The sequence below is a fragment of the Bradyrhizobium sp. IC3195 genome (assembly GCF_020193585.1).
Lineage (GTDB): Bacteria > Pseudomonadota > Alphaproteobacteria > Rhizobiales > Xanthobacteraceae > Bradyrhizobium > Bradyrhizobium yuanmingense.
In genome coordinates this window covers 443,057-458,726 of the sequence record NZ_JADYVG010000001.1, presented here as the reverse complement: position 1 = coordinate 458,726, position 15,670 = coordinate 443,057, and the positions used below count along the sequence as shown (strand labels likewise).

The following is a 15,670-nucleotide window of genomic DNA, read 5'->3' as shown; positions in this document are numbered from 1 at the left end:
GACATCATGACGACGCCATTGCCTGTCTTCCGCCTCCTTCTCGCCATCGGTGCCGGGCTGATCTTGGCCGCCCTGCCCTCGCCGTCGCGCGCGCAGAACATCGCCGTGATGGTCAACGGCGATCCCATCACCGATTTCGACATCGAGCAGCGCATCAAGCTCGACCAGCTGTCGACACAGAAGACCCCCAGCCGGCAGGAGGTCATCAACGTGCTGATCGACGACAAGGTCAAGATCAAGGAAGGCAAGAAATACGGCGTCGATCCCAGCGTCTCCGACATCAACCAGTCCTATGACGGCATGGCGCAGCGCATGCGCATCACGCCGGATCAGCTCACCAAGTCGCTCGAATCCAAGGGCGTCCGCCCGGAGACGCTGAAGAGCCGCATGAGGGCCGAGATGGTCTGGGGCAGCCTCGTGCGCGGCCGCTTCAAGGAGAAGCTGCTGGTCGGCGAGCGCGACGTCGCGCAGGCCGTGCAGGCGCAGACCGGCGAAAAGCTTCAGATCGAGGGCACCGAGTACAAGATGCAGCCGATCGTGCTGATCGTGCCGCGCGGCTCGTCGGCGGCGTTCCTGGAAACCCGGAAGAAAGAAGCCGAGTCCTATCGGGCCCGCGTCGGGAGCTGCGAGGAGGCCAATTCGCTGTTCCGCTCGACCCCGAACGCGACCATCCGCGACACCGTCACCAAGACCACCGCGGAGCTGCCGGAGCCGCTGCGCAAGGTGCTCGACGACACCCCGATCGGCCGCCTGACCGCGCCCGAGATGACCAAGAACGGCATCGAGATGGTGGTGCTGTGCTCGCGCAAGCCGACCATGATCGACACGCCGAAGAAGCGTGAGGTCCGCGAGAAGATGTATCAGGAGAAGTACGAGAAGACGCAGAAGGCCTATCTCGACGAGCTGCGCAAGGCGGCGATGATCGAATATCGCAACCGCTGATGGCTAAGCCCTTCTCAGAGCCCTCCACCGAGTCCGCAGCCAAGCCTCTTGCAACCAAGCCCCTTGCAGCCAAGCCCCTTGCCCTCACCCTGGGAGAGCCCGCCGGCATCGGCCCCGACATCACGATCGCGGCTTGGCTCAGGCGGGACGAGCTGAACCTGCCCGCCTTCTATCTGCTCGGCGACGAGGCCCTGATCGCGCGCCGCGCCAAGGCGTTCGGCGCCGATATCAGGATCGCCGCGGTGGGCCCCAGTGAAGCGGGTTCCGCGTTCACGGACGCCGTGCCCGTGGTCGCGACCGGCGAGCGCGCCACCGCCGAGCCCGGCAAGCCCGATTCATCCAGCGCGCCGGCCGCGCTCGCCTCGATCCGGCAGGCGGTCCTCGACGTGCGCGCGGGCCGTGCCGGCGCCGTCGTCACCAACCCGATCGCCAAGAGCGTGCTCTACCGCGCCGGCTTCCGTCATCCCGGCCATACCGAATTCCTCGCCGAGCTCGCCGCGGAGAACGGCCGCGTGCCGCAGCCGGTGATGATGCTGTGGTCGCCCCAGCTCGCCGTCGTGCCCGTGACCATCCACGTCTCGCTGCGCGATGCGCTGGGCGAGCTCACCAGCGAGCTGATCGTCTCGACCGTCCGCATCGTCGCCACCGAGCTGAAGTCCCGCTTCGGCATCGCAAGGCCGCGCATCGCGGTCTCCGGTCTCAATCCCCATGCCGGCGAGGACGGCTCGCTCGGCCACGAGGAGCAGACCGTCATCGTCCCGGCGCTGAAAGCGCTGCGCAACGACGGCATCGAGGCCAGAGGGCCGCTGCCCGCCGACACCATGTTCCACGAGGCGGCGCGACGGACCTATGATTGCGCGGTCTGCATGTATCACGACCAGGCGCTGATCCCGATCAAGACCGTCGCCTTCGACGACGCCGTCAACGTCACGCTCGGACTGCCCTTCATCCGCACATCGCCCGATCACGGCACCGCCTTCGACATCGCCGGCACGGGCAAGGCCAATCCGGCGAGCCTGATCGCCGCGCTGCGGCTCGCCAGCCGCATGGCGGCTGCGACAAGCTGATGAGCGCGATCGACGACCTCCCGCCGCTGCGCGAGGTCATTCGCCAGCACGCGCTGTCGGCGCGCAAATCGCTCGGCCAGAACTTCCTGCTGGACCTCAATCTCACCGCGCGCATCGCGCGTGCGGCCGCACCGCTCGAGGATTCCACCATCGTCGAGATCGGCCCCGGCCCGGGCGGGCTGACGCGGGCGCTGCTCGCGCTCGGCGCCCGCCGCGTCATCGCCATCGAGCACGACGAGCGCGCGATCCCCGCCTTGCAGGATATTTCCGCGCGCTACCCGGGCAGACTCGAGATCGTGCATGGCGATGCCATGACCTTCGATCCACGCCCGCTGCTCGCGGGCGAACGCGCCAAGATCGTCGCCAACCTGCCCTACAACATCGCGACCCAGCTTCTCATCAACTGGCTCATTACCGAGCCGTGGCCGCCCTGGTACGAGATCATGGTGCTGATGTTCCAGCGCGAGGTCGGCGAGCGCATCGTCGCGCGCGAAGACGAGGAGGCCTATGGCCGGCTCGGCGTGCTCGCCAACTGGCGCTGCGAGACCAAGATCCTGTTCGACATTGCGCCGTCCGCCTTCGTGCCGCCGCCGAAGGTCACCTCCTCCGTCGTGCGCCTCAAGCCGCGCGCAGAGCCGCTTGCCTGCGATCGCAGGCTGCTCGAGCAGGTCGCCGCCGCCGCCTTCGGCCAGCGCCGGAAAATGCTGCGGCAAAGCCTGAAATCATTGAATGTCGATCCGGCGCGGCTTGCACGAGCCGCCGGCGTCGACGCGACGCGGCGCGCCGAGACCATTCCCATCTCCGGCTTTGTTGCCATGGCGCGTGAATTGGCGGATATACGCAGCGAAAACTGAGTAACCAAGAATTCCGGAGGAAAGAAAATGGCGTTGATGCGTCGGCAGTCCCTGGTCAAGTTCGATGCGCCGCTGTGCGAGACCATCGTCGAGACGCCCAAGCCGCAGGGCCGTGAGGTCTTGGTCCGCATCGAGCGCTGCGGTCTCTGCCATTCCGATCTCCACATCCAGGACGGCTATGCCGATCTCGGCGGCGGCAAGAAGCTCGACACCACGCGCGGCATGACGCTGCCCTTCACGCTCGGCCACGAGATCGCGGGCGTCGTCGACGAGGTCGGCCCCGATGTTCCGGCCAGCCTCGTCGGCGCCAAGAAGGCGGTGTTTCCGTGGATCGGCTGCGGCCAGTGCCGCGACTGCGCCAATGGCGACGAGAATCTTTGTGTGAAGCAACGCTTCCTCGGCGTTTCCATCGACGGCGGCTTCGCCACCCACGTTCTGGTCCCCGACGCCAAATATCTGCTCGACTACGATCCCCTGCCCGTCAACCAGGCCGCCACCCTGATGTGCTCCGGCGTCACCGCCTATGGCGCGCTCAAGCGCCTGGTCGACCGTCCGCGCCAGCGCAATCTGTTGCTGATCGGCCTCGGCGGCGTCGGCATGATGGGCCTGTCGTTCGCGCAGGCGATGTTCAAGCAGCCGATCACGGTCGCCGACCTCTCGCCGGCCGCGCGCGAGACCGCCCTCAAGAACGGTGCGGCGGCGGCCTATGATCCGGCCGAGCCCGACGTGATCAAGCGCATCCTGAAGGAGACCGAGGGCGGCTTCGACGAGATCGTCGATTTCGCCGGCAACGAGAAGTCGATGGCCTTTGCCGTCGCCGTTGCCGCGCGCGGCGGCAAGATCGTGGTCTCCGGCCTGATGGGCGGCCAGTTCACGCTGCCGATGGTGCAATGGGTCTACAAGCGCATGACCATCGAAGGTTTCATGGTCGGCACGCTCGCGGAGGCTCACGAGCTGATGGCGCTCGCCCGCGCCGGCAAGATCAAGCCGACGCCGATGCGCGAGGAGCCGATGGGCGACGTGCAGAAATGGATCGACGAATTGCGTGCCGGCAAGGTCGTCGGCCGCATCGTCCTGAAGAACTGACCGCGGCGCGGCGGGTCCGACGCAAGTCTCGCCCGCCGCACGGAACGCCTGCGGCCGCGCCGCGTTGGCTGCGCATGTCGATCCGTTGCACCGTCGAAAGCGCATTCTTCATCGCCTGGAGCTGCCTCGAGAAGAGCGGCGAGCTCGGGCCGCCGGACGCGAGCGCGAACTTCCTGCTCGACGCCATCGAGGCCCAGCTTCGAACCGGTGAGCGCCGGCAACTGATGCTCGCCAACCGGGCGATCGACGCTTACCGCGCCGCTGCGTCACAGGGCCGACTGACGGGGGATCGCGAAGTCCGCTGCGGCTGACGATCCTCGCTGCCGTCCAGCCCGCTGAAGCCGCGACGCCGTGCTCTGGTTTTCAACGTTCGAACGTCCGTTGTGTGCACTTTGGAACCGTCGGTTCCGCCGCGGAAACGTAGGTTTGCCGCTGGCGCCGATTCCCGGCCCGCCCAAGAGAACACAATGTGACCGGTCGGCCCCAGAACGATCTGCTCCGGCAGCTCAATCATCAGGATTTCGAACTGCTCGCGCCTCACCTCCAGCCGATCGACGTCGAGGCGAGCTACGTCCTGCATCACGCCGGCGACGACGTCGCCGCGGTCCATTTTCCATGCGGTCCCGCGCTGGTGTCGTTCGCCGTGCCGGTCGAGGACGATCGCGAGGTCGAAAGCCTGCTGGTGGGGCGCGAGGGCGCGGTCGGCATGGCCGCCGGCCCCAGCCCTTCGCTCGCCTATTCGCGCATGGTCGTGAAGTTTGGCGGCACCCTGGTGCGGCTGCCGTTGCGCGCGCTCGAGCAGGCGCAGCAGAGATCGGCGACGCTCCAGGAGGCCTTCGCGCGCTATGCCGACTGCCAGTTCGCGCAGCTCTTGCAGACTGCGGCTTGCAACGCTGCGCATTCGATCGAGCAGCGGGCCGCCAAGTGGATCATGTCCGCGCAGGAACATATCGGCGGAGCCGAGATTCCTCTCACCCACGAGCAGCTCGCCGGCATGCTGGGCGTCTCCCGCAGCTATGCCAGCCGCGTCATCCAGATGTTCAAGGCGCGGCGCATCCTCGCGACCCGCCGCGGCGCCATCCTGATCCTCGACGCAGCAGCGCTCGAAGCGAGAGCCTGCTGCTGTAACGATTGGGTGAAGAAGCATTTCCACGAGGTGCGCGGTGGAGCGGCACCCGCGGAGGGTTGATGCCTCCGCCTCACGCATGCGGCGGCGACTGCCGCTTCAGATGCAGATAGGTCGGACTGAAATCGCCGAGCCGCTGCAGCTCGCGCCATTTCAGCACGACCAGCTCGCCATCACGAAGATCCATCGCGCCGCTGCGCCTGAGATCGGCGAGCGTCCGGTTCACCGTCGCGATCGCCATGCCGAGCGTCTCGCCGAGTTGCGTGAGACTGATCGGCATGCGGCAACGATTGCCGCGCACCAGCTGCGCCGCGCGGGCGCGGTAAAACAGCTCGCAAAACAAGTGCGCCATGCGCGTCTGCATCGGCCGGGCACTGTTGTTGGTGATGGCCTCGCGAAAGATCGCGGCATCGCGCAGCGTCTCGCGCCAGACCGCGAGGGCGAAGGTCGGCCGCCGCCGGAACGCGATGAACAATTCGCGGTGCGGGATGAACGCCACCGACGCCGGCCCGAGCGCACTGAGCCCGTGATCCATCTGGTCGATGAACAACCCCTGCGCATCCGGAAGGTCGCCGGTGAGATGGAACGCCAGATATTGCCGCCGCCCGCTGCCGAGCAGGTGATAGCGGGCAACCATGCCGGAGACGACCAAAGCGGAATGCTCGGGCTCGTCGCCTTGACGGATGAAATCCTCATTGGTTGCGAAATCGCGCAGCATGAAGGTCAACGCGCGAATCTCGCCAATATCCTCCTCTGCGAGCGCGGTGTGCTCGCCGAGGTTCCGTATCAGCACGTCGTGAGCCTTTTCCATGGAGCCGCCAAAAATCGCGCCGGTTCTATCAAATGATACGTCCGGCTTGCGTTCAGCGGACTAGAACGCAGATCGGAAGCACAGGTTGCTAACCGGCTTGCGACGCATCGATCGCAGCCACCCCATTCCCCCCATTCGGACCAGCCGGCCTTAACATGAAAAGCACCACTCTCCTGGAGCGCATCCGGCGCCTGTTCGCATCCGATGCCGGCGAGCATCTGGACAGCATCAGCGACGCCTTGCTGAAGGGAACGCTGAGGGAGCCGGTCCGGCCGATGTCGGATCAGGAGCTCGCTCGCGCCATCCGCGAGTTCCGCTCCGTGCCGGTTTCCGACTGGACGCTTGCGAAACTGTCGCGTCGCCTGGCCGAGGCGTCCGTGCCGCGGGACGGCTGAAGCTGCACGCGAGGCCCATGCCACATCCGAAATTCATCGTCCGTCTGCAGACGATCGAAGGCCTGTCCGAGGACGAGCGCCGCCAGATCGCGGGCTTGCCGTCCACGCTGCGCCAGGTCGCGGATGGCGAGATCGTGCTGCGCCAAGGCGAGGCCGCGAGCCGCTGCGTCTTCGTCGTCAGCGGCTTCCTCTACCAGTCGCGCATCGTCGGCGATCGCAGCCAGACCCTCGCCTTCCATGTTCCCGGCGACATGCCATGCCTGCACACGCTGCTGGTCTCGCCGATGGACGCGGATCTCGTGGGGCTCGGCCCGACCATCGTCGGCACCGTCGCCCACAGCCAGCTCCGCCAGCTGCTCGACAGCTCGATCCACCTGACCCGCGTCTTCTGGCGCGAGACGCTGATCGACGCGGCCATCTCGCGGCAATGGATCGCCCGCCTCGGCGCGCAGGCGGCGCTGCCCAAGGTCGCGCACCTCATCTGCGAGCTCGCCGCAAGGCTGGAGATCGTCGGCCTCGTCAAGCGCAACTGCTTCCAGATGCCAATGACGCAACGCCACGTCGCGGACGCCTGTGGCCTGTCCATCGTCCACGTCAACCGCACCATCCAGGAGCTGAGGCACCGCGGATTGATCGCGTGGGAAGGCAGCGAGATCGAGCTGCTCCAGCCCGACGAGCTGCGCAGACTTGCGGATTTCTCGCCGGATTATCTAAGCTGAGCGGACCGCCACGCGGCGAGCAGTGGTCCGCCGCTCCCCAGCACGGGATCCGTCTTCGGCTTGCGGACCTTGGCGATGCGCTTGACCGCGTCGGGACGCTGGCGTGTGTCGGTGCACTCGTCATAGGTGCCGTCCTGCGGGTAGGCGCCGACGACCATAAAGTCCCGGCTGGATTCGATCAGCCGGTGGCCGGTGCCCGCGGGCAGGACCAGCACGTCCCCGGCTTTCAGTTTCAGGATGCGGCCCTTGATCCCGCCGCACTCGATCCTCGCCGTGCCGCGCGCCACGCCCATCACTTCATGGATCTGCGAATGATAGTGGACGAAGTCGTACACGGTGTCGCGCCACGACCGGCCCCAGCCATTGGTGTCGAACAGCGTATCGATGACGACCTCGGGCGGAAAGCGCCGACCGTTCAGCTTCACCGCGCCGCGATAGAGCAGCGCCGGGAAGCGCGGATGGTTCGGCACGATGCCGTCATCGCGAAAGTGCATGGCCGTGGGCTTGCGGGCCCGTACCAGCCCCCGCAGCGTCGCTGCATCGGGCTGCTCCTCTACCAGCTTCTTGGCGAAGTTCTTGATCTGATCCTTGACCGGCATGACGTCTCCTCAGCCGCGAAATAACGGCTGCGGAGGTGAGAAGTTTCCGGGCCCGATCGGAGCAAGGCCCGACAGGGCCTCTCCTCGTCATGACGCGGCGTCGGAAGGAAGCGCGTCAACGCTTGGCGGCAATCAGTTCGGCAAACTGCCGCAGATAGAGCGGCCAACCCTGATCGCTGTCAACGCCGCTGCGGACGCCTTCCCAGCCCTCGCCATGCCGATCGAGGTGATGGTGCTCCAGCTCCAAGCGGGTCCGGCTTGGTGTCTCCGCAATGAACCGGACCTCCCATTCACTCGTCTTGGCGGGATCGGTCTCGATTTGCCAGCGCGGGCTGATGTCCCAGCTCAAGAGGACTCGATTGGGTGGTTCGAACGCCAACACGCGCGCCCAGCGGCATTCGCTGCCGTCGATTCCCCGATCATAAATGCTTCCGCCCACCCGAGGTTCGAATACGGTCTCTGCGATGGGAACGGCGAGCAGATTGTGCTCGCGCGGCTTGAAGCTGCCGAAGTCTTCGGTGAAGACCTTGAACGCGCGCTCGATCGGCGCCTCGACGACGATGGAATGTTTGACGGGCGCAATCGATACACGTGTGTTCATCTGGATCCCTCCGATGGTTTTTCGACGGCTAGTTTGTAAGCGGCCAACGTGTCGCTCCAGAACCGGTCGAGCCAGGCTCGCATCTGGCCGAGTCCCGCCGGATCGACGTAATAGACGTTGCTGGCGCCCTTCGGCTCTGCACGAACCAAGCGGGATTCGCGCAGCACCTTGAGATGCTGTGAGACGGCCGACTGGGACACGGGCAGCTGTCGCGTGATCTCGGCGACCGTGCGTGGCCGTGCACCGACAAGCTCGAATATCCGCCTGCGGGTGGGATCGCCGAGTGCGGCCAGTTGTGCGCTGTCCTTAGCCATAGCACTCACCGCCCCATGCCACGCTTGTTCGACTTGTCATAAGTTACTACTAATGATTAGTGCTGACTTATGATCGTGTCAACCGGCTCAGGTCGTGGCGTGGAACTCTGATCGTGACGTTGGGAGAGTCTCATCCGGGGCGGAACGAACGTCGCGCAGGCCCGATTCAAGCCACATCCTCTCCGGATTTGCGGCTCATTGCCACCCAAGTCTTTGACGAGAAGGGGCTCGTTGAGAGTTGCGTCATGCGTAACCGGGAGACCAGGATGGGCAACCGCGCCGCAAAGTTCATTTCGACCCTCGTCGCCGGCATCCTCGCGGGCGCGCCATTGGCCGCGGAATCGCAGAACGCGCCGACGCCATCGAGCACGGCCGCCGCCGCGCCCGACTGCCTGGCTTCGCCGAAGGATGCCACGCCGCAGGGCCAGCACTGGTACTACCGCCTCGATCGCACGACGAAGCGCAAGTGCTGGTATCTGCGCGCCGCAGGCGGCAAAGCCGCACAGACCGCGCAGGCGACGACCGATACATCCGAGCCGGATGCAGCACCGCCGCAGGCCGTGCAGAACGCGCGCGCGGAATATATCGCGCCGCAGACGAGTGCCGCAGCGGGCACGCCGAACATGGCCGCGCCCGCGCCGGCGGCAGCGAATGCACCCGCGGTCGCGCCGCAGCCGCCGAGCAGCGTCGCTGAAACCAACGCGCAGCAGCCGGCCGTGACCGCGCGCTGGCCCGAGGCCTCCACAGCGTCCACCGCGCCAGCGCATCAGCCGGCGGAAACCACGGTTGCAGCAGCCGCGCAGCCAAACGCGAAGCTGTCAAAATCCCCTGCTCCGCTCCCGCCCGCGGCCGATGGCACGACTGACAAGTCCGGCGGTTCGCTGCAGATGCTGATGCTTGTGATCGGCGGTGCGCTGGCGCTCGCCGGCATCCTCGCCAGCGTCATCTACCGCTTCGCCGGCGGACGGGTCCGCGCCAAGGCCGCCGACCGCCGCGGGCATTGGGACGATTGGGCGCCGCAGGACCATGACGGAAGCCACGCGCCCTGGCGCGATTCACCGCCGGCCGCCGCCCAGCCGCCCCGCCCGATCGACTTCGATGCGGCACGTCCGCAACCGACAAGACAGGCGACGAAACTCGCCGCGATCGGCCGCGAGATCGAGCTGATCGACGCACGCAGGCAACGTGCCGCCGCTCCGGCCGCAAAACCGGTCGAGTCCAGAAGCGACAAGGTCGAGATCAAGTTGTTCGATCGGGCTGCTGCACCCAAGCTTGCCGCCAACGAAATTGAGGCGGATCGCGATGACGCGCCGGCAGGTCGGGATACCGATGCCGTCGATGTCGACGCGATCACGACGATGCTGGAGCAGCTGGCGAAGGAAGGGCCGCGCCTGTCGCGGCCTAACCTTGAAGCTGACCTTGCAAACTTCGCACGAAGCCTACGAGGCCAATCCGCCGCTCGCGCTTGAGACGCTCGGCCTTCAGGATCGACTGCACCTCGGCGAAGGCTTCGTCGACCGCGTGGTTGATCACGATGTAGTCGTACTCGGCCCAGTGACTCATCTCGTCGCTGGCGCGGCTCATGCGCTTGCGGATCACCTCGTCGGAATCCTGCGCGCGCGAATGCAGGCGCTTCTCGAGGTCGGCGGCCGAGGGCGGCAGGATGAAGACGCTGACGACATCGGCGCGCGCCTTCTGCTTCAATTGCTGGGTGCCCTGCCAGTCGATGTCGAACAGCACATCCTGGCCGGCCGACAACGCCGCATCCACGGGGCCGCGCGGCGTGCCGTAGCTGTTGTCGAACACCGTCGCCCATTCCAGCAGTTCGTCGGCCTTCACCATGGCATCGAACGTCGCCTTGTCGACAAACGTATAGTCCTTGCCGTTGACCTCGCCCGGCCGCATCGCGCGCGTGGTCGCAGAGACCGACATTTTCAAGCCCGGCATCCGGTCGATCAGCATGCGCGACAGCGTCGTCTTGCCCGCGCCTGATGGCGAGGACAGCACGAACATCAATCCGCGCCGCTCGACACCGTCAGTTCCGTGACCGCCCGTCGTCATCGATCACTCCAGATTCTGCACCTGCTCGCGGAACTGCTCGACCACGTTCTTCATGGCGAGGCCCGTGTTGGTCAACTCGATGTCGTTCGACTTCGAGCAGCAGGTGTTGACCTCGCGGTGAAACTCCTGCGCCAAAAAATCCAGCTTGCGCCCGATCGGGCCGCCCTTGCCGATCAGCTCGCGCGCCTGCGCGATGTGGGAGGCGATGCGGTCGAGCTCCTCGCGGATGTCGGCCTTGGTCGCGATCAGGATCGCCTCCTGCATCAGGCGGTCGGAGTCGAAACGGTCGGAGGTGTCGAGCAGCGCTGCGATCTGCTCAGCGAGCTTCGCCTTGATCGCCTCCGGCTTGCGGCCGGGCGCGGCCTCCGCTCTCTTCGCCAGCTGCTCGATCTCGTCGACGCGCTGGGTCAGGATCTGCCCAAGCGAAGTGCCCTCGCGCTTGCGCATCGCAACGAGCTCGTCGAGCGCCTTGTCGAAGGCCTCGGCGGCAGCAGTGCGCGCTGCCTTGTCCTCCTCCTCGTCGCCCTCGGGCTCGGCGACCTCGACGACGCCCTTGATGGCGAGCAGGCCGTCGACGCTCGGCGCCACCGCATCGACCTTCCCCGAGATCAGCGCGGCGGCCTTCAGCACCGCGTTGAGCACGTCCTCGTTGATGCGGACGGTGGCGGCGGCATTGGTGCGCTTGACGGTGAGATTGGCATAGACGGTGCCGCGCGAGAGCAGCTCGCCCGCGCGCTTCTTGGCATGGGCCTCGAGCTCGTCAAACCCCTGCGGCAGCCGCACGCGCAAGTCGAAGCCCTTGGCATTGACCGACTTCAACTCCCATTCGAACGTATACGGCCCGCTTGCGCCGTGGCATCTCGCAAAGCCGGTCATGGACGACAGCGCCATCAGTTCAAATTCTCCAGGAACACGGGATTCGCGAGGCTATCAAGCCACGCGAATCTTAAGACTATTTTGCCGGAAAGTGGAATCGGCAATGTCCGCAAGCCGGTCTGCGCGCAAGGCTCAGCGCTGAACCACCGGCGGCGAGCCCTGCACCGCGCCCTGCCGGGCCGGTGGGGGATTGGCTGGAGCAGCCGGGCGTGCTGCCGGCGGCCTCTTCTGCTGATTGGGCCGTGCCGGCGTGGCCGCGGTCGGCGCGTCGGCAGCGCCAGGCGCGGCAACGGCCGGCGGCTGCGCGTCCTCGGGCGGCTCCACCGTGTCGTTCTGGATCTGCTTCTCCATCGCGCGGAGCTTGGCGACGTTCTTCTGGTGCGCGTCGTAGGTTTCGGTGAAGGCATGCCCGCCGGTGCCGTCGGCGACGAAATAGAGGTCGCGGGTGCGGGCCGGGTTGGCGGCAGCTTCGAGCGAGGCGCGGCCCGGATTGGAGATCGGGCCCGGCGGCAGGCCGTCGATCACATAGGTGTTGTAGGGCGAGGGCTGCGTGATCTCGCTGCGTTTGATCGGCCGGCCCAGCGTTCCCTTGCCGCCGACGAGGCCGTAGATGATGGTCGGATCGGACTGCAGCTTGATCCGCTGCTTCAGCCGGTTGACGAACACCGCGGCGACGCGGCTGCGCTCGTCCGCCTTGCCGGTTTCCTTCTCGATGATGGACGCCAGCGTGACCAGCTGCTCCGGCGTCTTGACTGGAATGTCCTGATTGCGGCGCTCCCAGATCTCCGACAGCACACGCTTGTGCGCCTGCTGCATGCGCTGGACCACCTGCTCGCGCGGGGTGCCGCGCGGGAATTTGTAGGTCTCCGGGAGCAGCGTGCCTTCGCGCGGCAGCTCGCGCACGCTGCCGGTGAAGATGTCGTTGTCGGACAGCCGCGCCACGATCTGCTCGGAGGTCAGGCCTTCGGGAATCGTCACGGCGTGCTGCACCACCTTGCCCTCGACGATGGTGCCGATGACGTCGCGCAGCGAGGCGTTCTTCTGGAAGGAATACTCACCCGGCTTGAGGTCCGAGCTCGCCTTCAACGCGGCGACGCTGGCGATGAACACCCAGGGATTGACGTCGGTCACGCCTTCCCGGTTCAGCGTCTCGGCGATGTCGCGCTTGCCCGCACGCTGCGGGATGTTGACGATCTTGTCCTCCTTCAGCGGTCCGGGCGCCTCGAGCACCTGGCGGCCGTAATAATAGACGCCGCCGGCGCCGAGCATGGCGATCAGCAGAAGGGTGATGATGGCGTTGCCGACGACGACGAACGGATTGCGCGCGCGGTCCGACCGCTTGGGCGGCGGCGGAAGTTGCTCGGGCTCGAGCGCGGCCCGCGGACTCCGGGGTGAAATGGGCGGCCTTTCACTCATCGAAACAACCTGAATCCTGCCGGTTCAATAGCGGCCCGACAATCGCTTGCCCTGCCAAAAACGCACGCGCCCACGTCCATGACTATCGCCGAATACGGCAAAACGGTGGATTCGTCTCAAACACAAACTAACTGACTAGGCGCCGGACGATCACCGACGCATTGGTACCGCCAAAACCAAAAGAGTTCGACAACGCGACGTTGACCTCACGCTGCTTCGACTTGTGCGGCACGAGATCGATCGCGGTCTCGACCGACGGATTGTCGAGATTGATCGTCGGCGGCACGACATTATCGCGAATCGCCAGAATCGCGAAAATCGCTTCGATCGCACCGGCCGCGCCGAGCAGATGGCCGGTCGACGACTTGGTCGAGGACATCGCGACCTTGGAGGCGGCGTTGCCGAGCAGACGCTCGACCGCGCCGAGCTCGATCTCGTCGCCGAGCGGCGTCGAGGTCCCGTGCGCGTTGATGTAATCGAGATCGGACGGCGTCAGCCCGGCACGCTTGAGCGCGGCCGACATGCTGCGGAAGCCGCCATCGCCGTCGGGCGACGGCGACGTGATGTGATAGGCATCACCCGACAGACCATAGCCGATCACCTCGGCATAGATCTTCGCGCCGCGCCGCCTGGCGTGCTCCAGCTCCTCCAGCACGAGGACGCCGGCGCCCTCGCCCATCACGAAGCCGTCGCGGTCTTTATCGTAGGGACGCGAGGCCTTTTCGGGAGTCTCGTTGAAACCGGTCGACAGCGCGCGCGCGGCGTTGAAGCCGGCGATGCCGATGCGGCTGATCGGCGACTCGGCGCCGCCCGCGACCATCACGTCGGCATCGCCCAGCGCGATCAGGCGGGCGGCATCGCCAACCGCATGCGCGCCGGTCGAGCATGCCGTGACCACCGAATGGTTCGGCCCCTTCAGCCCGTGCGCGATCGAGACGTAGCCGGAGGCGAGATTGATCAAGCGGCCGGGAATGAAGAACGGCGACACCCGGCGCGGCCCGCGCTCCTTCAGCAGGATCGCGGTATCGGCGATGCCGTTGAGGCCGCCGATGCCGGAGCCGATCATGGTGCCGGTCGCGCATTTGTCCTCTTCGGTCTCGGGATGCCAGTTGGCGTCGTCGAGCGCCTGACCGGCCGCGGCCATGCCGAAGATGATGAAGTCGTCGACCTTGCGCTGGTCCTTCGGCTCCATCCACTTGTCCGGATTGAAGCTGTCGTTCGAGCCGTCGCCGCGCACGACCGTGCAGGCGATCTTGGTCTGCAGATCGGAGACATCGAAGCTCTCGATCCTGCGCGCACCGCTTTCGCCGTTGAGGATGCGCTTCCAGGTCGGCTCGACGCCACAGCCGAGTGGCGAGACCATGCCGAGACCCGTGACGACAACCCGCCTCATATCCGAAAACTCCGCATCGAAAGATTCACGGCCAATAACAAGAAACCGGCTGACCGCTGCGAAGCGGCCCGTCCGGTTTCAATGTTGTCCCCGCGAAATTGAAGAGCCTTAGCTCTTCGCGTTCTTCTCGAGAAACTTCGTAGCGTCGCCGACGGTGAGAATCGTTTCCGCAGCGTCGTCCGGAATCTCGCAACCGAATTCCTCTTCGAACGCCATCACCAGCTCGACGGTATCCAGACTGTCGGCGCCGAGGTCGTCGATGAAGCTCGCGTTGTCGACAACCTTCTCGGGTTCAACACCAAGGTGTTCGACCACGATCTTCTTAACCCGCTCGCCAATGTCACTCATTGCTTAACCTCGTGTTGTTCCCTGTAGACCCGACCCCCCGGGACGATACGAGCCGTCGTGGTCGTTTGACTGCCTTCGCTTACGAACTTTGATTTGGCCCATCCTAACCGATGGAGGCCCCGGCGAACGACGGCCAAAGGCTCCGCATCGCCAATATACAGGGTTTCAAAAACCTGCAATGGCGTTCTTTGCCCATCCGTTGGAGGTCCGGTTATCATACTTCAATTGCCTTGACTACAAGCCTCATTTCGCTCCGGAAACGGCCGTTTGCCGCATGCCGCACCGCCGTGACAGGCGACGCGGCACGAGATGTCAGATCATGGCCATGCCGCCGTTGACGTGGATGGTCTGCCCGGTGACGTAGGCTGCTTCGTTCGAGCTCAGATAGACGGCGGCCGCTGCGATGTCCTCGGGCGTCCCCAGGCGGGCGGCCGGAACCTTGGTGAGAATCGTTTCGCGCTGCTTGTCGTTGAGCGCATCGGTCATCGGCGTCTTGATGAAGCCCGGCGCGATGCAGTTCGCGGTCACGCCACGCTTGGCGTATTCGGCCCCTAACGTCTTGATCATGCCGATCAGGCCGGCTTTCGACGCCGTATAATTGCCCTGCCCGGGATTGCCGGTGACGCCGACCACCGAGGTGATGGCGACGATGCGGCCGAAGCGCTTGCGCATCATCAGCTTGGTCGCGGCGCGCGCCAGGCGGAAGGTCGCGGTCAGATTGACGTTGATAACCTCGTCCCAGTCCTCGTCGCGAAGCTGCACGAAGAGATTGTCGCGCGTGATGCCGGCATTGGCGATGAGAATGTCGACCTGGCCCATCGCCGCTTCCGCAGCGGGCACCAGCGCCTCGACCTCATCGGCCTTGGAGAGATTGCAGGGCAGCACGTGGGCGCGCTCGCCGAGCTTGCCGGCAAGCTCGTCCAGCACCTCCTTGCGCGTCCCTGAAATGGCGACGGTGGCGCCCTGCGCGTGCAGCGCCTGCGCGATCGCGCCGCCAATGCCGCCGGTCGCGCCGGTGACGAGCGCCTTTCGGCCAGTCAGATCGAACATTGATGGACTCCT

19 protein-coding genes are annotated in these 15,670 nt (G+C 65.8%); 9 read left to right on the top strand and 10 right to left on the bottom strand.

Features of this window, described 5'->3' with window-relative positions:
- The first annotated feature begins 6 nt into the window (after positions 1-6).
- The 6 genes from I6F09_RS02130 (at position 7) to I6F09_RS02105 (ending at position 5,138) form a co-directional block, all read left to right on the top strand.
- A complete protein-coding gene (locus I6F09_RS02130; RefSeq protein WP_036000650.1) occupies positions 7-942 on the top strand; it encodes a SurA N-terminal domain-containing protein in 936 nt (311 codons plus the stop codon).
- Entirely contained in the window at positions 942-2,009 is a 1,068-nt protein-coding gene (gene pdxA / locus I6F09_RS02125; protein WP_225187359.1) for a 4-hydroxythreonine-4-phosphate dehydrogenase PdxA, read from the top strand. Before I6F09_RS02130 ends, pdxA begins: the two co-directional genes overlap by 1 nt.
- Complete coding sequence (gene rsmA, locus I6F09_RS02120) at positions 2,009-2,863, top strand: 16S rRNA (adenine(1518)-N(6)/adenine(1519)-N(6))-dimethyltransferase RsmA (protein ID WP_225187358.1); 855 nt, start codon at positions 2,009-2,011, stop codon at positions 2,861-2,863. The genes pdxA and rsmA overlap by 1 nt, the downstream gene beginning before the upstream one ends.
- Before the next feature lie 27 nt (positions 2,864-2,890).
- On the top strand, positions 2,891-3,949 hold the full coding sequence (locus I6F09_RS02115; RefSeq protein WP_225185931.1) for an alcohol dehydrogenase: 1,059 nt from the start codon (positions 2,891-2,893) through the stop codon (positions 3,947-3,949).
- Positions 3,950-4,023: 74 nt separating this feature from the next.
- Positions 4,024-4,260, top strand: coding sequence for a hypothetical protein (locus tag I6F09_RS02110; protein ID WP_036000665.1), 237 nt, complete (start codon positions 4,024-4,026; stop codon positions 4,258-4,260).
- A gap of 158 nt (positions 4,261-4,418) precedes the next feature.
- Positions 4,419-5,138 (top strand): Crp/Fnr family transcriptional regulator, encoded by a 720-nt coding sequence (locus I6F09_RS02105; RefSeq protein WP_225187357.1) that lies wholly within the window; start codon positions 4,419-4,421, stop codon positions 5,136-5,138.
- 10 nt (positions 5,139-5,148) lie between these two features.
- Here the strand turns inward: I6F09_RS02105 and I6F09_RS02100 are convergent, their stop codons facing one another.
- Positions 5,149-5,886: a Crp/Fnr family transcriptional regulator gene (locus I6F09_RS02100; RefSeq protein ID WP_225150960.1), complete on the bottom strand. Its 738-nt coding sequence runs from the start codon at positions 5,884-5,886 to the stop codon at positions 5,149-5,151.
- Between the two features lie 155 nt (positions 5,887-6,041).
- Here I6F09_RS02100 and I6F09_RS02095 point away from each other — a divergent pair, with 155 nt between their 5' ends.
- Entirely contained in the window at positions 6,042-6,281 is a 240-nt protein-coding gene (locus I6F09_RS02095; RefSeq protein ID WP_036000675.1) for a hypothetical protein, read from the top strand.
- Between the two features lie 17 nt (positions 6,282-6,298).
- Complete coding sequence (locus I6F09_RS02090) at positions 6,299-7,000, top strand: Crp/Fnr family transcriptional regulator (protein ID WP_225125694.1); 702 nt, start codon at positions 6,299-6,301, stop codon at positions 6,998-7,000.
- On the opposite strand, the gene I6F09_RS02085 is transcribed toward I6F09_RS02090, so the two are convergent.
- The 3 genes from I6F09_RS02085 to I6F09_RS02075 all read right to left on the bottom strand — a co-directional run bounded on the left by I6F09_RS02085 (position 6,988) and on the right by I6F09_RS02075 (position 8,514).
- Positions 6,988-7,599 (bottom strand): cupin, encoded by a 612-nt coding sequence (locus I6F09_RS02085; protein ID WP_036000681.1) that lies wholly within the window; start codon positions 7,597-7,599, stop codon positions 6,988-6,990. The genes I6F09_RS02090 and I6F09_RS02085 overlap by 13 nt on opposite strands.
- 115 nt (positions 7,600-7,714) lie before the next feature.
- Positions 7,715-8,200, bottom strand: coding sequence for an SRPBCC family protein (locus tag I6F09_RS02080; RefSeq protein ID WP_225187356.1), 486 nt, complete (start codon positions 8,198-8,200; stop codon positions 7,715-7,717).
- A complete protein-coding gene (locus I6F09_RS02075) occupies positions 8,197-8,514 on the bottom strand; it encodes a metalloregulator ArsR/SmtB family transcription factor (protein ID WP_036000689.1) in 318 nt (105 codons plus the stop codon). The genes I6F09_RS02080 and I6F09_RS02075 overlap by 4 nt, the downstream gene beginning before the upstream one ends.
- A 245-nt stretch (positions 8,515-8,759) precedes the next feature.
- Here I6F09_RS02075 and I6F09_RS02070 point away from each other — a divergent pair, with 245 nt between their 5' ends.
- Positions 8,760-9,983, top strand: coding sequence for a hypothetical protein (locus I6F09_RS02070; RefSeq protein WP_225187355.1), 1,224 nt, complete (start codon positions 8,760-8,762; stop codon positions 9,981-9,983).
- Here I6F09_RS02070 and gmk read toward each other — a convergent pair.
- The 6 genes from gmk to fabG form a co-directional block, all read right to left on the bottom strand.
- A complete protein-coding gene (gene gmk, locus I6F09_RS02065; protein WP_036000695.1) occupies positions 9,916-10,575 on the bottom strand; it encodes a guanylate kinase in 660 nt (219 codons plus the stop codon). The genes I6F09_RS02070 and gmk overlap by 68 nt on opposite strands.
- A 3-nt stretch (positions 10,576-10,578) precedes the next feature.
- Positions 10,579-11,466, bottom strand: a complete 888-nt coding sequence (locus I6F09_RS02060; protein ID WP_225133030.1) for a YicC/YloC family endoribonuclease — start codon at positions 11,464-11,466, stop codon at positions 10,579-10,581.
- Between the two features lie 117 nt (positions 11,467-11,583).
- Complete coding sequence (gene mltG, locus I6F09_RS02055) at positions 11,584-12,867, bottom strand: endolytic transglycosylase MltG (RefSeq protein ID WP_036000702.1); 1,284 nt, start codon at positions 12,865-12,867, stop codon at positions 11,584-11,586.
- Positions 12,868-12,994: 127 nt separating this feature from the next.
- Positions 12,995-14,260, bottom strand: a complete 1,266-nt coding sequence (fabF, locus tag I6F09_RS02050) for a beta-ketoacyl-ACP synthase II (protein ID WP_109144009.1) — start codon at positions 14,258-14,260, stop codon at positions 12,995-12,997.
- A 108-nt stretch (positions 14,261-14,368) separates the two neighbouring features.
- Positions 14,369-14,608 carry an acyl carrier protein gene (locus I6F09_RS02045; protein ID WP_008551805.1) on the bottom strand — a complete coding sequence of 80 codons (240 nt, stop codon included), beginning with the start codon at positions 14,606-14,608 and terminating at the stop codon, positions 14,369-14,371.
- Between the two features lie 312 nt (positions 14,609-14,920).
- Positions 14,921-15,658, bottom strand: a complete 738-nt coding sequence (gene fabG / locus I6F09_RS02040) for a 3-oxoacyl-[acyl-carrier-protein] reductase (protein ID WP_025035827.1) — start codon at positions 15,656-15,658, stop codon at positions 14,921-14,923.
- Between the last annotated feature and the right edge of the window lie 12 nt (positions 15,659-15,670).

What these genes read in the sequence shown, in the direction of transcription:
- I6F09_RS02130 (WP_036000650.1), top strand. Translation starts at nt 7, where the DNA reads ATGACGACGCCATTGCCTGTCTTCCGCCTCCTTCTCGCCATCGGTGCC.
- pdxA (WP_225187359.1), top strand. Translation starts at nt 942, where the DNA reads ATGGCTAAGCCCTTCTCAGAGCCCTCCACCGAGTCCGCAGCCAAGCCT.
- rsmA (WP_225187358.1), top strand. Translation starts at nt 2,009, where the DNA reads ATGAGCGCGATCGACGACCTCCCGCCGCTGCGCGAGGTCATTCGCCAG.
- I6F09_RS02115 (WP_225185931.1), top strand. Translation starts at nt 2,891, where the DNA reads ATGGCGTTGATGCGTCGGCAGTCCCTGGTCAAGTTCGATGCGCCGCTG.
- I6F09_RS02110 (WP_036000665.1), top strand. Translation starts at nt 4,024, where the DNA reads ATGTCGATCCGTTGCACCGTCGAAAGCGCATTCTTCATCGCCTGGAGC.
- I6F09_RS02100 (WP_225150960.1), bottom strand. Translation starts at nt 5,886, where the DNA reads ATGGAAAAGGCTCACGACGTGCTGATACGGAACCTCGGCGAGCACACC.
- I6F09_RS02095 (WP_036000675.1), top strand. Translation starts at nt 6,042, where the DNA reads ATGAAAAGCACCACTCTCCTGGAGCGCATCCGGCGCCTGTTCGCATCC.
- I6F09_RS02090 (WP_225125694.1), top strand. Translation starts at nt 6,299, where the DNA reads ATGCCACATCCGAAATTCATCGTCCGTCTGCAGACGATCGAAGGCCTG.
- I6F09_RS02085 (WP_036000681.1), bottom strand. Translation starts at nt 7,599, where the DNA reads ATGCCGGTCAAGGATCAGATCAAGAACTTCGCCAAGAAGCTGGTAGAG.
- I6F09_RS02080 (WP_225187356.1), bottom strand. Translation starts at nt 8,200, where the DNA reads ATGAACACACGTGTATCGATTGCGCCCGTCAAACATTCCATCGTCGTC.
- I6F09_RS02075 (WP_036000689.1), bottom strand. Translation starts at nt 8,514, where the DNA reads ATGGCTAAGGACAGCGCACAACTGGCCGCACTCGGCGATCCCACCCGC.
- I6F09_RS02070 (WP_225187355.1), top strand. Translation starts at nt 8,760, where the DNA reads ATGCGTAACCGGGAGACCAGGATGGGCAACCGCGCCGCAAAGTTCATT.
- gmk (WP_036000695.1), bottom strand. Translation starts at nt 10,575, where the DNA reads ATGACGACGGGCGGTCACGGAACTGACGGTGTCGAGCGGCGCGGATTG.
- I6F09_RS02060 (WP_225133030.1), bottom strand. Translation starts at nt 11,466, where the DNA reads ATGGCGCTGTCGTCCATGACCGGCTTTGCGAGATGCCACGGCGCAAGC.
- mltG (WP_036000702.1), bottom strand. Translation starts at nt 12,867, where the DNA reads ATGAGTGAAAGGCCGCCCATTTCACCCCGGAGTCCGCGGGCCGCGCTC.
- fabF (WP_109144009.1), bottom strand. Translation starts at nt 14,260, where the DNA reads ATGAGGCGGGTTGTCGTCACGGGTCTCGGCATGGTCTCGCCACTCGGC.
- I6F09_RS02045 (WP_008551805.1), bottom strand. Translation starts at nt 14,608, where the DNA reads ATGAGTGACATTGGCGAGCGGGTTAAGAAGATCGTGGTCGAACACCTT.
- fabG (WP_025035827.1), bottom strand. Translation starts at nt 15,658, where the DNA reads ATGTTCGATCTGACTGGCCGAAAGGCGCTCGTCACCGGCGCGACCGGC.